This is a genomic window from Paenibacillus sp. FSL R7-0340 (assembly GCF_038002205.1).
Lineage (GTDB): Bacteria > Bacillota > Bacilli > Paenibacillales > Paenibacillaceae > Paenibacillus > Paenibacillus polymyxa_B.
The window spans coordinates 1,382,103-1,397,017 of record NZ_JBBOBY010000001.1 but is presented as its reverse complement, the minus strand read 5'-3'; the positions used below and the strand labels follow the sequence as shown (position 1 = coordinate 1,397,017).

Sequence of the window (14,915 nt, the reverse complement as noted above, 5' to 3'; positions counted from 1 at the left end):
GTGTTTCATTGAGATCAGGGTAGAAGTCCTTTCATTTTCACTCCAGCTTCCTGGAGGGAATCGAAGGTTCCTGCGTCGCTCCAATAGCGCCGTAAAATATCATATTCCAGCTTGCCTTCAGCGGCATAACAGTTGTTAACATCCGTGATCTCAAGCTCACCGCGTGCCGAAGGTATAATTTGCCCGATCTTATCGAACACGGCAGTATCGTACATATAGATACCCGTAACGCAATATTTGGATTGGGGATGCTGTGGCTTTTCTTCAATCCGCATAATGCTCTCCGGGCGCTCAGGATCAAATACGGGTACCCCGTAACGACGAGCATCTGCCACCTTTTTCAACAACACTCTGGCGCTCCCCGGGGGCTGTTGCTTGAACCGTTCGATCACAGGTCCCAAGTCTTCCTTGAACAAATTATCACCTAACAAAACAGTGAATTTCTCTTCTGCCTGCATATAGCTTCTTGCCAGTTCGAGTGCTTCCGCAATGCCGCCCGCCTTTTCTTGAATCCGGTATGTCAGTTGGACACCATAATCGCTGCCACTGCCCAAAAAATCGGTATACAGTCCGGCCGATTGTTTACCAATAATAATAAGCATATCGGTGATCCCCGCCTGTCGCAGCCTCTCGATACCATATACGATCATGGGATACTTGCCGACCGGAAGCAGATGCTTGTTGAGTAATGTAGTCAACGGATGAAGGCGCGATCCGGTTCCTCCTGCGAGAATAACCCCTTTCATATCTTCCTTCCTCCTTCGACAGCATGTTCAGTGCATACAACCCCAGCGTTTCCAGTTTCGATGAACATTCTGGGATCTATACTCCATTTCTCTATAAACAAACGATAGTTCCGCTCGATCAGCTCTTCCATCCAGGAAGTTTCCGAGCGTGAGAAGCTCGCATTCCCCTCGTGATAGACAAAACAGTCGTTGCACATGAGCAGCTTGTAGCCATGCACGCGTGCGCGTAGACAATAATCGTCATCCTCATAATGTCCGGGGCTGAACCGTTCATCCAGCAATCCGATCCGTTCCATCAGATCGCGCCGGAACAGCAAACAAAATCCGACCAACCGCTTGACCTCCTGCCATCTGGAGGGATTACTTGCATTATTCTGCTCCGCATATCTCAGACAACTGGCCAAATCTCCTTCTAATCCGTGTATCTGCTGAATACCGCTGACGTAATTCGTCACCGGTCCCACCAATCCCACTATGCTTTCGCTCTGCAATGCAGCCAACATATTCGATAGCCATCCCCGCGTAACCGTCACATCATTGTTTAAAATAACGAACTGGTCACCGGAAGCCAGCCGGAGCCCCGTATTACATGCTGCTGGAAAGCCTCTGTTTTCAGGAAGACGTATGCTGATCAGCCGCTCGGATGCGCAAAAATCATCCGTTCCGTCATTCGAAGCGTTGTCCACAACAATGATTTCATACGGTACATCTATCGTATGTGTCCGAATCGCCTCAATGCACGGCTTTAACAGATGCAGGCCGTTATAAGTCGGAATAATGATGCTCGTCAGACTCATTGTGCATTCCTCCCTTTGGCAACGTCTACCCGTGTTGGAACAGGCCCGAGCGGGGAATACCCGGCTACCTGAAACACCGCCGTCAGTGCCTCTGCATGATCACCGACGATCAACTGTTCCATAGCGTTCCCTTTGCCAACATTGAAGGTCCGCTTACGGTTTGTTTTAATGACATCGACAGCATGTACTGCCGCCACGATCATGCCATGCAGAATTGCCATGGCGTGGGCTTTTGGCGGTACGGCAAGCACGGCTGAGCCAAGCTGATCCAGTAAACGCCGAGATAAGGCATGCGGTACGGCAGTCAATGAGCTTGCTCCCAGATCCGGCCTGCGTAGTACGCGATTCAGGAATGCTTTGCACCGTGTCACGCTGTCCTGCTGGGCATAGGGCGGCAAATGTCTGCCCAGATCATTAAGCGCAACATCCGTTCCCTGATCCACCGCGTGGAGAAAAGGTAACAAATCAGATGCTGGAATCGGCAAATCTCCGTCCACGAACAGCACAATATCAGCCTGCGTCATACGCGCGCCTACTGCACGGCCAACATCATGCCCCAGTCGATCCGGCACGTTGACGAGAGTCACACTGGGATGATGTTTGGCTACGGTGGAGCGCGTGCCGTCCGTGCAGCCGTTCAATACGACAATGATATCCGTAAACGGAAGTTTTTCCAGCTCGCCCAGTACCCGGTCAATCGTTGACTCTTCATTACAGGCGCTGACCACGGCCGCTGCCGTTCCCTGTAACACAATATCTCCCGGAACTTCGCGTTCCACAGGCGGAGTCACTTCGGTCATTCCTTTCGCCCGAGGTGTGGGCTTTCTCACCCTACGGCTATGCATTGAAGTCGTCGTTCCTCGTTTTCGCTGAACACGTCTGATCCCCCAGCTCGGTTCTTCACGCTTCCCTCTGCGATACTGTCTACTCACAGTTTCACCTCGTCTCTGATCCGTTTGCGCCCCAAATCCGTATATCCCGCACGCGTTCCCAGACGCGATGTAAGCCAGGCAATGGCATCCAGATGATCCTGAACAATTACATCTGCCAGCGGGTCCTTGCCGTTCTGTTTTTTACGTGTCGCATTTATTTTACCGACAGCTATTCCATATACAGTCACCACTCGTAACCCGGAGGCGATGGACATAGCTTGAAATAAAGGAGGTTTCTCCAAGGGCTTTAGACCTATTTCCTTTAGAGCCTTTTGACTTATGGCGTGTGGAATGCCAGTCATAGATGCTCCCCCTAAATCAGCACGATTCGACAAGATATTCAATACATGCTTTGCCTCCACTACAGGATGTACGGGCGTACGATTCACAGGTCCATGGTAATCATTCAGCACCACATCCGCCCCTGCACATATGGCGTGTATAAACGGCCGGAGTCTAACGCAGGGAATGACGATATCCCCATCCAGGAAAAGCAGGATCTGTCCGGATGCTGCCTCCGCTCCAATACGACGGCCAACATCATGTCCGAGCGGTTCCGGGAAAGAAAGTACACGAGCTCCCGCCGCTGCTGCCACCTTCGCCGTTCTATCGTGTGATCCGTTCTCAACGACGATAACCTCTGTATGTGGATGGACACGGCGCGCTTCGCGAATCACAGCTCCGATTTTTTTTTGCTCATTCATGGCCGGGATAATGACAGATACGAAAAACTTTCCCACTGATGACAGTTCAGATGGTCGCTCTTCTCCGCTCTGTGCCCCTCTCTCCGTGTCGAGTACCTCCCTCATGGCAGGGGTTACCGGATTCTTATGCATGTTCGGCATTCGTAACGGCAGCCACATCTTGGAATGATAGTAAGCGCCGGAATGCCGCCTCCGTTTGATCTTGTATCCAGCTCTTCCCTGCTTCTTCATGCTCCCGTCTCACCTCCCTTCCTGCTGTATAGATGGACAGCATGATTAGGACAGTTCAACATAACCTATGCGGTCCAAAAGCCGTGTGTAACGGCAATCGTGGAGTCTTTTCGACACAGCAATTTTCGACTTTATTTTACAAAACTTATTAATCCTATTAAATAAATGAGTTATTAGGGTCTAAAGAATCATTTTGGATAAATTTGTGACATAGATCTTCTCGTCCGTCATTCTCTGTGCTAATATCAGAGCCAGATGATGGGAGTTCAAAAAATCAACATTTGTTTTTTTTGCATAAGACAACTTTTTCCATTATCCACCATTATTCTATTTTCTTTATATACGACAGGAAAGGAGGAGTTTGTCACCTTTTTAGGCTACATGCTTCATATTGCAGTACCCTCTTTTCACGTACGCTTCATGAAAAACACTTCGGTATTTCTCTTCATGTTCCATTTTCTTCTATTCCAGACGACAACACGACCTACATAAATGGCGCAATGCCTTATTCAAGACAGGATGATTCATCCTGACATTAATCGAGGAGAGTGAATTTTTAATGAAAAAAGTATGGGTTTCGCTTCTTGGAGGAGCTATGTTATTAGGGTCTGTCGCGTCTGGTGCATCAGCGGAGAGTTCCGTTTCGGGGCCAACTCAGCTTACACCGACCTTTCACGCCGAGCAATGGAAAGCCCCTTCCTCGGTATCGGGGGACGACATTGTATGGAGCTATTTGAATCGGCAAAAGAAATCGTTACTGGGTGCGAACGACTCTAGTGTACGTGAACAATTCCGAATCGTTGATCGCACAAGCGACAAGTCCGGTGTGAGCCATTATCGGCTGAAACAGTATGTAAACGGGATTCCCGTATATGGAGCTGAACAGACTATTCATGTGGGCAAATCTGGTGAGGTCACCTCTTACTTAGGAGCGGTGGTTACTGAGGATCAGCAAGCTGAAGCTACGCAAGGTACAACTCCAAAAATCAGCGCTTCTGAAGCGGTCTACACTGCATATAAAGAAGCAGCTGCACGGATTGAAGCCCTCCCTACCTCCGACGATACGATTTCTAAAGATGTTGAGGAACAAAGCAGTGTAAGCAAAGACACTTACGCCGAAGCATCTAACAACGAAAAAACGCTATCTACTGATAAGGACGAGCTGAGTCTTGATAAAGCATCTGCCCTGAAAGATAGCAAAATTGAAGCGGTGGAAGCAGAAAAAAGTTCCATTGCCAAAATCGCTAATCTGCAGCCAGAAGTAGATCCTAAAGCCGATCTGTACTTCTATCCTAAAGGGGATGACCTGCAGCTGGTTTATGTAACAGAAGTCAATGTTTTAGAACCTGCCCCACTGCGTACTCGCTACATTATTGATGCCAATGATGGCAGCATCGTATTCCAGTATGACATCATTAATGAAGCGACAGGCACAGGTAAAGGTGTGCTTGGTGATACCAAATCATTCACCACAACTGCTTCCGGAAGTAGCTACCAGTTAAAAGATACAACACGCGGTAACGGGGTTGTGACCTACACGGCCTCCAACCGTCAAAGCATCCCAGGTACCATTCTGACCGATGCCGATAATGTATGGAATGATCCAGCCGGCGTGGATGCCCATACGTATGCTGCCAAAACATATGATTACTATAAGGCCAAATTTGGACGCAACAGCATTGACGGACGCGGGCTGCAACTCCGTTCGACAGTCCATTACGGTAGCCGTTACAACAACGCCTTCTGGAATGGCTCCCAAATGACTTATGGAGACGGGGACGGTAGCACATTTATCGCATTCAGCGGGGACCCCGATGTGGTAGGTCATGAACTTACGCACGGTGTCACAGAGTATACTTCGAATTTGGAGTATTACGGAGAGTCCGGTGCATTGAATGAGGCTTTCTCGGACGTCATCGGTAATGACATTCAGCGTAAAAATTGGCTTGTAGGCGATGATATTTATACGCCAAACATTGCAGGCGATGCTCTGCGCTCTATGTCCAATCCTACCCTGTACGATCAACCAGATCACTATTCCAACTTGTATACAGGCAGCTCCGATAACGGCGGCGTTCATACGAACAGCGGTATTATCAATAAAGCCTACTATCTGTTAGCACAAGGTGGTACTTTCCATGGCGTAACTGTAAATGGAATTGGCCGCGATGCAGCGGTTCAAATTTACTATAGTGCCTTTACGAACTACCTGACTTCTTCTTCCGACTTCTCCAACGCACGCGCTGCTGTGATCCAAGCAGCAAAAGATCAGTACGGTGCGAACTCAGCAGAAGCAACTGCAGCTGCCAAATCTTTTGACGCTGTAGGCGTAAACTAAATCATATACGCTATAATCCTCATATCCCGTCCATAGACCTTTGCCGTTGTGCAACTGTCACTTGGCCCTGACTCATACAATGGACGAAAAAATAGGGGTGCAGTGTACAAGTCTGCGCCCCTTCCCCCCTTATTTATGGCGTCCCCTCAAAGGGGCGCCCTTTTCTTGTTCATCGGGTCCCTTCGATCATTTTCGACTAAATAAGACAAATAAACAGTAAATCAGGGACTAAAGATTCATTTTGGGGTATTTTGTAAAATTAACCTTCTCGTTCGACAACCTCTGTGCTAATATCAGAGCCAAGACGATGAGATTGCAAAAAAATAAACCTTAATATTTTACATAAGGTAATTTTTTTCAATCCTCTTCACGTTTCAAAGGAGCAACAAGACTTACATATATGACGAATAGCTTCTGCAAACAGGGTGTTTTTCACCCCAATATTAATTAGGGAGAGTGAGTATGAATTGAAAAAAGTATGGGTTTCACTTCTTGGAGGGGCTATGTTATTAGGATCTATAGCGCCGGGGGCCTCCGCAGCTGAAAATTCTGTTCCCGATCCGACTCAGTTTACGCCAACATTCCAAACGGTGAACTGGAAGTCCCCTTCAACGGTAACAGGCGACAATCTGGTCTGGAGCTTTTTAAATCGACAACAAAAAACATTATTGAGTCTGGACAATACCCACATCGGTTCCCATGTGCGCGAGCAATTTCGTATCGTGGATCGTACCAGTGACAAATTTGGTACAAAGCATTATCGGTTAAAACAATACGTAGACGGAATTCCCGTATTTGGAGCCGAACAGACCATCCATGTAAACAAGTCTGGTCAAATCACCTCTTATTTGGGAGCGGTCATTTCAGAAGATCAACAAGCCGATGCTAAAGAAAATACAACTCCAAAAATCAGTGCTACTGAGGCTGTATATACCGCATATGAAGATGCAGCTATACGGGTTCAATCTCTCTCTTCCTCCGTCCAAATCGTTCCTGAACCTTACGAGGATACAAGTAGTGTAAGTAAAGACACTTACGAAAAAGCATCTAACAATGAATTATCAATCTCTCTTGAAAAGGACTCCTTGGATTTGGATAAAGCAGCTGAACTGGAGAACAGTAAATTGGAAGCGGTAGCGCCTGCATCCTCTATCCCCAAAATTGCCAATCTGGAACCAAGCGTGGACCCTAAAGCAGAACTGTACATCTATCCCGATGGAGACTCAACACGTCTAGTCTATGTAACCGAAGTTAATACTTTACAACCCACTCTGCTGCGCACACGTTACTTTATTGACGCTAATAATGGAAAAATTGTATTCAAGTATGACATCCTTAACGAAGTGATCGGCACAGGGCGCGGTGTATTCGGTGACACCAAAACATTTGAAACAACAGCTTCGGGCAAGAAGTATCAACTAAAGGATACGACTCGTGGTAAAGGAATCCTAACTTATAACGTCCACAACACCGAGACGCTCCCCGGCACCCTGTATACAGATTCAGATAACGTATGGGAAGATCCGGCTGCGGTGGATGCCCACGCTTACGCTATCCGCACTTACGATTATTACAAGGATAGATTTGGACGCGACAGCATTGACGGGCATGGCATGGCCATCGCTTCGGCAGTCCATTACGGCGCAAAGAACTACAATAATGCCCACTGGGGCGGCACTCATATGCTTTACGGAGACGGAGACGGCACGTTATTTGCTCCTTTCAGCAGCGACCTTGAAATTGTTGCCCATGAGCTGACACACGGTGTGACCGAGCATTCATCAGGGCTCGTGTATTTCGCTGAATCTGGTGCATTAAGTGAAGCCATCTCAGATATTATAGGCAACGACATTGAGCGTACCAATTGGGACTTCGGCAAAGTCGCTTATACCCCTAATATTAAGGGCGACGCCATTCGCTCCCTTTCCGATCCTGTCAAATACGGTCAAGTCGATCACTACAGCAATCTCTATCCTGATCCTAACAACGAGGATTATGGTGGAGCCCATATTAATAGTGGCATTATTAATAAAGCCTACTATCTACTGGCACAAGGAGGCACCTTCCATGGTGTCAAGGTAGATGGAATCGGACGTGATGCAGCCGTATATATTTATTATAATGCCTTCACCAATTATCTGACTTCCACGTCTAACTTCTCCACCGCGCGTGCCGCTGTTATCCAAGCGGCCAAAGATAGTTATGGTGAAAATTCAATAGCCGTAACCTCTGCTATTAAGTCTTTTGACGCTGTAGGTGTGAGATAAGTAATAAATACAAACTTCCCCGATATTACAAGTTTTCCCCCTTCCCTCTTATGTATACGGCGTCCCACTGTGGGACGCCTTTTTCTAGTATGAAGTTGATTATTGGCAACTTATATTCCTGGCTTCTTATTATTGCCCCATCGCGATCCAAAGGACCAACCCTTCACATATCGGACCTGAGTGTATGCGTTCCACAGTAAGTACTGCTGAATACCTCTGACGTTGTGTGACGGATACCAGCACTCCCGGTATACTCGCACTGGCAGTGATTACATATAGTGTATCTATAAAAGGCTTCTCAAATATAACGCTCACTTCGCCCCTATCCGCTCGTGCGGGGAGGTGAAAAGAAATGCTCCCATATTGAGATGAAGCTATATGATCGTCAGAAGCCTCGTCACTGGTCGCTGATTCGTCGTGAATGGCATTCAAGTCTAATTCTTTCTCCGTATCGAAAGCTGGATCGATATCTTGCTCAGGCAAGACCACGCGTTGCTTTGGGCGGTGTCTTCCTTCCGCAATGTGAATACTGGTTATGGAACAATCCAGTAGCGAATCTTGCTCTGCCTGATCTTCCGTCGTAATAGACGGTATGTCGTTATCCGTCCTGTATTCCGTATCTGACTCAGGCACAGACAACAGCAGTACAGATGCTCGATTCATCTGCATCGCTTCCTCTAGCGTTTTGGGAAGCTTATGCTTCTTCCATGCCGCTTCCTCTATAGCTTGAACCGAGGTATCCTTCTCTACGGGGGCAGGGGCAGGGACCGTTTCCATCCCACGTTGGCTCGGTCTATGACTGCCGGAAGTCGAAGCCGCTTTCTCCTTGTTAACACGGGGTGAGGGAACCGCATTGGGAAGGTTACGCCGCGCTGTTCTTTTATCCTTAGGGCTATGGTTCGTACGATGGTTCATGGTGATCGCTCCTTTGGCACAGGAGTGAACCAGCGGTCGCCCCGCTTCATTCACCCGGCTGGAAATCATGGCTAATGCCTATAAGATAGCCTATGCGCGTAACAGCGCCTACGTCACTCCGTTGCGCAGTCCGTTATGATTTGTGTCCAGCGTTGTGCTGAGTGCTGCCATAAAAATCGTCTTCGTACCTCGCCAAGTCCGGCTTCTCCCATCCGTCGTCGCAAGCCAGGTTGCTGGAGTAGCCTGATGATGACATCGGCCATTTCCTGCTCACCGTGAGACGGATACACAAGCCAGCCTGTCTCGCCGTGTTGTACAACCTCCGGAATACCGCCGATTCGTGAAGCGACCACAGGCACTCCTGCCGCCATGGCTTCCAGATTGACCAGCCCGAAGGCCTCATCCTTCACTGAAGGAACAACGGTCACATCAGCTAGCTGATATAGCGAGGCCAATGCTGGATGTGGAACATAGTCGAGGAATTGCACATGCTTCCCCAACCTTAGTTTACGCATCTGCCGATGCAACGACGCCGTGTACGGCGTGAGGCGGTCATGCCCGTAATAGGCACTACCTGCAATGAGCAGCAGTATGTCCGGGCAGGCGCGGACGACATGCCGCAGGGCCTTGAGCAGTCGGTGAACGCCCTTTCCTGGCATCAGTCTGCCCGCGAATAACACGATTTGACGGCCTGACCAGCCGAAATCGTCCAATCGCGCCGATCTGGCCGCTTCTGCTGCAGGAGTCCACCTTGGTAGGAAATCACCGGGATGGATACCCAGCTTGTTTATGACGATGCGTTCCCTGACCGCGTCGGGACAGTCAGAAGCTACGATTGCCCCCAAATACGCACTGTTCACGATAATGCGATCCATCGATGCCAGCAGCCTACCCATCTCCTCCCGTTTGAGGTGGGGCTCCCGGATGAACGTGGTCGAATGCAAAGTCAGCACAACCCGACTATCGGGTAAAGCCTCGCGAATTGCATACGCAACTGCCGGACGGTTGTGTACATCTACTACCGCTGGTAACCATCTCTTTAAATCAGCAATCACCTCAGAAATATAACCTGCTCCCCGCTTATAACGCATGCAGGGAATTCCGTCGACATCGCCATGATCAGGTGCCTCTGCTCCCTTTATGCCATAGATCTGCGCTTGGAGCTCATGACTAGCCAGCGGTACCATGTGGGCAATTACCCGCTCCACAGAACTGCTGCGGGGCGAAGGTATAACAAAGGAGCCCGGTGTAACGACTGCTACCTTCGGCCTCTGCATCACCTCACCTACTTTCTGACCCTATTCCAACACTCTTCAACAATCATCTTGTATCATATCGTCCGCCTCCCTGAAAGGTGCCTCGCTTCTAACTTTGGGCTTACCGCAAGGCTAGCGTCCATGCCTGGCCGATCTTTGATACATATGATGGACTAGAATCACAGTATGATCAGTTGGAGTGACTACAAGGAGGGCGGACATACTCATGTTGCATGTCGGCGTCATGCTCAACCCGGCAACCTACCGGGGCATTCCCGCCATGAGGACGCGATATGAATCTATCGCCAATTACGAGGACGCCGGGTTAAGCTACGAGCTCATCCCCTGCTTTCTTCGTCTGGAGGATATTCATATAGCAACCGGAACATGCCGGGCTTTTGTTAAACACGGCAACGAGTATCGGCAGATGACTCTTCCGTTGCCGCCGGTCATCCACAATCGGACTCTCTATCGGCAAAATGAAAATGCTAGCGATATCAACAAGCTTGTACAAAAGGGATTCTATATTTTTAATGAACAAAACCGTTTCCACAAAGACCATATACATGCAATTCTGCAAGAAGACCCTTTGCTACGCATCCACCTCCCCAAAACATTGCAAGGCAACCTTTCCTCCATCCATACCTTGATGGAGGAAACCGGAGATGTTGTAATTAAACCCAGTAGCGGTAGCGTAGGTAGAGGAATTATGCGTCTGCGGCATTCCCGCGGAGGCTGGACTTTGCAATGTGCTCATCCGGCTATACCTGAGCGTTGGTCCACACTACGTTTGAATGTTGGGGAACTCCCATTATTTCTACACAAACGACTGCTGCATGTGCCTCATATCGTACAGGAAACCATACCGCTTGCTTTGAACAATAATCGTCCGTTTGATGTCCGTGTGTCAGTTCAGCGCGGATATGGCGGTATCTGGGGTGTGACAGGCATGTATGCTAAAATTGCTCCTTCCCACACCTTCGTTTCCAATGTTGCACAGGGCGGTACGGCCCGTTCTTTACTGGAGGTATTATCACAAACCGAGACGGTTCAGACTTCGAACGCAGTCCGGCTGATGAATGAATTGGAGCGACTCTCGTTACAAATCGTGCACCGACTGGCACAAACCCTTCCCCGTCTCGCCGACGTCGGTCTGGATCTGGGAATTACCCATGAGGGCAAGATTGTTTTTATCGAATGCAACGGTCGTGATCAGCGCTATGGCTTCAGCCAGGCGGGCATGCACAATGTCTGGAAAGAAACATACACTCAGCCGATGGCTTACGCTCGTTGGCTTCTCGAACGGATGCCTTCGTCAGACACCGAACGTTCACCAGGCCGTCCACTGTATTGATTTACGTCACATTCTGTGTCAATATAGTTCAGAGCGGCCGGACAGGTTCCGGCCAAGACGGCTCGGAAATGAACAAGGGGGATCTGTAATGGCAAAACAGTGGCTGCGGCTCATGACGGAGCTATCATCGCGCAAATGGGTGTGCCGGATTGTAGGCTCCTTCGCGCAAAGCGGTGCAAGCCGACTTTTTATCCCCACCTTTATACGTACGTACCAGATCCAGACGCATGAGGCGGAACAGGAATGGAAGGAATACCGTTCCCTAAACGCCTATTTTACACGCAAATTAAAAGCGGGCATGCGCCCGATTGATACGAACGCCGAGGTGATGACCAGTCCGGTGGATGCACGGATTACTTTCACTGGCCCAATTACGTCCGGCACTCTTTTGGATGTCAAAGGGCAGGACTATACGCTGGAAGAGCTTCTTAACCGCTCTCCGCGTCTTGAAAAATACACACACGGCTATGCTTTTGTACTCTATCTCAGCCCGACGGATTATCATCGCATTCATGCACCAGTATCCGGTACGCTGGTAGAAAAAGAACATCTGCGCGGCAAGGTATACCCAGTGAATGACTTCGGCTTGCAACATATGCGAGCAGTTCTTAGCCGCAATGAACGACAGATTACGTACATTGCCCATGAATATGGTGAGGTGGCGGTCGTCAAGGTTGGCGCAATGAATGTGAGTAGCATCAAATATACGGATGATAAAGCCGTCTCATGGATAAAAGGAGACGATCTCGCCTATTTCGAATTTGGATCAACTGTCGTTTTGCTAACTGAAAACGGCACGTTTGATCCAGACCCCGCATTGAAGCCGGGGGATGCGGTGAAAATGGGACAACGTCTGGGTTGCTTTCGACATGATCCCAAAGCATAAGTGAATTTACCGTAACCGTATTATAGCTACACATATGAGCATCGGGATCGGATGATGCTAAATTGCTCATAAAAAAAGGACCCGGCGTAACTGCTCGGGTCCTTTTTGGAATTTATCCTTTATATTCGTTATTCGTTAATCCCATTACGCCTAAATCCGAAACAGCTTGTCCACCGTCCATAGCATTACCGGATCTCAGACGGACTTTTCCCCGTATACTGCTTGAATTGGCGGCTGAAAAAAAAGATGTCACGATACCCCAGAGCCTCTGCCACCTCGGTCACATTCATTCCGGCATGTAGTAATAGATGCTGTGCACGCTCAATCCGCATACTGATAATATGAGATTGCGCGGACACACCCAGCAGCTCCTTGAATTTAATCGAAAAATAACGCGGTGACAGCCCCGCCCGTGCAGCCAAATCCTCGACGCGATGAGGAAGTCCCGGATGCTGACGCACATAGTTGGCCGTTTCCCGAATGACCTCGGTGAGCTGGTTACTGGCTTGTTGCTCCTGAGGCTCCTTGCGGTCCGCACGCAGCAGATGAATCATCAGTTGTTTCAGGATCAGCTTGCCTTCCTCGTCAGCTCCGTAAGCACGCTCCAGACGTAGTCGAACGTATCTGGCAAGCATATGCTCTACCTCGAACGTTTCCTCCAGCATACGGTAGCTTGCAGGGATAAGCTTTGGCTGTTCGATAAGATCAAAATGAATATAGGTAAGTATGAGCGGCTTTTGCGGGTTATGCGTGGCACGGGTATCATCCCCCGGCTTGAACAGGAAGCAACTCCCCTTGCTTACCGGATACAACGTCCCGTTTAAGATCACTGTTCCTTCTCCGCTCCATACATAAAATAAATCATAGTTTGGCATCGGCTTCTCGCGTACCTGCCACTTCCAGCCCGGCTCACACACAATTTTGGCGAAGGCCGACAACAGGATAAACGATGACGCAGATGTATCCAGCAAAATCTGCACCTCCTTTTGTTCATCTTTGGTTGTCCTTTATCCCGTTAATTTATAATATAAGCTCAGCGCCGTCATTAAGCAAAAAAATGCGCTTTTATGTTCCAGAGGCTTTTGCGTGACGCTTACCGTGTGTAATGCTATAATATGTAATCAAAATGACTTGGAAGGATGAAACGGGAATGAATCCACTGGCAGCGCAGTTAAACCAAAACATTCAGACAGGCAACGAGCATGTATATCAAATGCTTTCTCTTTTAGGGAAAGAAATTTATTTCCCAAAAGAAGGGATTTTGAGTCAATCCGCAGAAGCAGGGAAGCTTGCTAAAAAGTACAACGCCACGATTGGCATTGCTACAGAAGGCAATGGTCCTATGCATTTGGAGGTCATTCAGGAGAAGTTGTCCGCTTACAATCCCAAGGATTTATACCCTTACGCTCCCCCTGCGGGCAAACCTGAGCTTCGTAGTGTATGGCGTGACAAAATGCTGAAGGAAAACCCTTCGTTGGCTGGAAAAAGTTACGGCCTTCCCGTAGTTACGAACGCGCTGACCCACGGTTTGAGCATCGTTGCCGACCTGTTCACGGATGAAGGGGATGCTGTCATTTACCCAGACAAAAACTGGGAAAACTATGAGCTGACTTTCGGTATTCGCCGTCATGGACGTTTGGTGAATTTCCCGTTGTTCACAGAGGATCAACGTTTTAATAGTGAAGGATTACGCGACGCGCTACTGGCACAGAAAGAATACGGCAAAGCGATCGTTGTGCTGAACTTCCCGAATAACCCGACAGGCTACACACCGGGAGTGGAAGAGGGTAAAGCGATTGTTGCTGCCATCCAGGAAGCCGCGGAAGCAGGCATCAATGTCGTAGTTGTGACGGATGACGCTTATTTTGGTCTGTTCTTCGAGGACTCCCTGCATGAATCACTATTCGGTCAGTTAGCTGGACTTCATCCGAGAATTCTACCAGTCAAAATTGACGGAGCTACCAAGGAAGAATTCGTTTGGGGCTTCCGTGTCGGATTTATTACCTTTGCTTCGGAACATCAGGATGTACTGAGCGCACTGGAACAAAAAACATTAGGGATTATTCGGGCAACGATTTCGAGCGGTCCTCACCCATCTCAAACCTTCGTCCTGGATGCCCTCAAGTCAACTGACTTTGAACAACAGAAGAAAGAAAAGTTCCAGATTATGAAGGGACGGGCTAACAAAGTCAAAGCGTTGCTCGATAGTGGAAAATACGGAGATGTATGGAGCTACTATCCTTTCAATTCGGGTTATTTTATGTGCCTCAAGCTGAACGGCTTGTCCGCTGAACGACTGCGCACACATTTGCTGGAACAATATGGGGTAGGAACAATTGCGCTGGGTGAATATGATCTCCGAATCGCATTCTCATGTATCGAGGAAGAGTATCTGGAAGACCTGTATGACATTGTTTACCGTGGCGCACAAGATTTGTTGAACACCTAATATGTAACAGATTAAATATAGCATCATTAGCGGTATGCCA

At 48.6% G+C, this 14,915-nt stretch carries 12 protein-coding genes; 5 read left to right on the top strand and 7 right to left on the bottom strand.

The features are described from left to right. Positions 1-14: 14 nt before the first annotated feature. From MKX59_RS06235 to MKX59_RS06220, 4 genes are read right to left on the bottom strand one after another with little or no spacing between them, the layout of a single operon-like run. Positions 15-746: a sugar phosphate nucleotidyltransferase gene (locus MKX59_RS06235; RefSeq protein ID WP_068941805.1), complete on the bottom strand. Its 732-nt coding sequence runs from the start codon at positions 744-746 to the stop codon at positions 15-17. After that, positions 743-1,543 carry a glycosyltransferase family 2 protein gene (locus MKX59_RS06230; RefSeq protein ID WP_023990114.1) on the bottom strand — a complete coding sequence of 267 codons (801 nt, stop codon included), beginning with the start codon at positions 1,541-1,543 and terminating at the stop codon, positions 743-745. The genes MKX59_RS06235 and MKX59_RS06230 overlap by 4 nt, the downstream gene beginning before the upstream one ends. Beyond that, positions 1,540-2,475, bottom strand: a complete 936-nt coding sequence (locus tag MKX59_RS06225; protein WP_023990115.1) for a glycosyltransferase family 2 protein — start codon at positions 2,473-2,475, stop codon at positions 1,540-1,542. Before MKX59_RS06225 ends, MKX59_RS06230 begins: the two co-directional genes overlap by 4 nt. Beyond that, positions 2,472-3,410, bottom strand: a complete 939-nt coding sequence (locus MKX59_RS06220) for a glycosyltransferase family 2 protein (RefSeq protein WP_023990116.1) — start codon at positions 3,408-3,410, stop codon at positions 2,472-2,474. The genes MKX59_RS06225 and MKX59_RS06220 overlap by 4 nt, the downstream gene beginning before the upstream one ends. 559 nt (positions 3,411-3,969) lie before the next feature. On the opposite strand from MKX59_RS06220, the gene MKX59_RS06215 reads away from it, so the two are divergent. After that, positions 3,970-5,748: a M4 family metallopeptidase gene (locus tag MKX59_RS06215; RefSeq protein ID WP_068941807.1), complete on the top strand. Its 1,779-nt coding sequence runs from the start codon at positions 3,970-3,972 to the stop codon at positions 5,746-5,748. A 467-nt stretch (positions 5,749-6,215) separates the two neighbouring features. Then, entirely contained in the window at positions 6,216-8,015 is a 1,800-nt protein-coding gene (locus tag MKX59_RS06210; protein ID WP_068941809.1) for a M4 family metallopeptidase, read from the top strand. Positions 8,016-8,144: 129 nt separating this feature from the next. Here MKX59_RS06210 and MKX59_RS06205 read toward each other — a convergent pair whose 3' ends face one another. Next, complete coding sequence (locus MKX59_RS06205) at positions 8,145-8,930, bottom strand: WIAG-tail domain (protein ID WP_340857805.1); 786 nt, start codon at positions 8,928-8,930, stop codon at positions 8,145-8,147. A 113-nt stretch (positions 8,931-9,043) separates the two neighbouring features. Beyond that, a complete protein-coding gene (locus MKX59_RS06200) occupies positions 9,044-10,207 on the bottom strand; it encodes a glycosyltransferase family 4 protein (RefSeq protein ID WP_076159693.1) in 1,164 nt (387 codons plus the stop codon). A gap of 205 nt (positions 10,208-10,412) precedes the next feature. Between MKX59_RS06200 and MKX59_RS06195 the strand changes: the two genes are divergently transcribed. Together MKX59_RS06195 and asd are read left to right on the top strand one after the other, a co-directional pair. Then, a complete protein-coding gene (locus MKX59_RS06195) occupies positions 10,413-11,540 on the top strand; it encodes a YheC/YheD family endospore coat-associated protein (RefSeq protein ID WP_023990121.1) in 1,128 nt (375 codons plus the stop codon). 88 nt (positions 11,541-11,628) lie between these two features. Beyond that, complete coding sequence (gene asd, locus MKX59_RS06190; RefSeq protein WP_075154707.1) at positions 11,629-12,426, top strand: archaetidylserine decarboxylase; 798 nt, start codon at positions 11,629-11,631, stop codon at positions 12,424-12,426. A 185-nt stretch (positions 12,427-12,611) separates the two neighbouring features. Here the strand turns inward: asd and MKX59_RS06185 are convergent, their stop codons facing one another. Further along, a complete protein-coding gene (locus MKX59_RS06185) occupies positions 12,612-13,397 on the bottom strand; it encodes an AraC family transcriptional regulator (protein WP_340857803.1) in 786 nt (261 codons plus the stop codon). Positions 13,398-13,576: 179 nt separating this feature from the next. Between MKX59_RS06185 and MKX59_RS06180 the strand changes: the two genes are divergently transcribed. Beyond that, the gene (locus MKX59_RS06180) at positions 13,577-14,875 is read left to right on the top strand and encodes an aminotransferase class I/II-fold pyridoxal phosphate-dependent enzyme (protein WP_053326034.1); all 1,299 of its coding nucleotides are present in this window, start codon (positions 13,577-13,579) and stop codon (positions 14,873-14,875) included. Positions 14,876-14,915 lie beyond the last annotated feature (40 nt).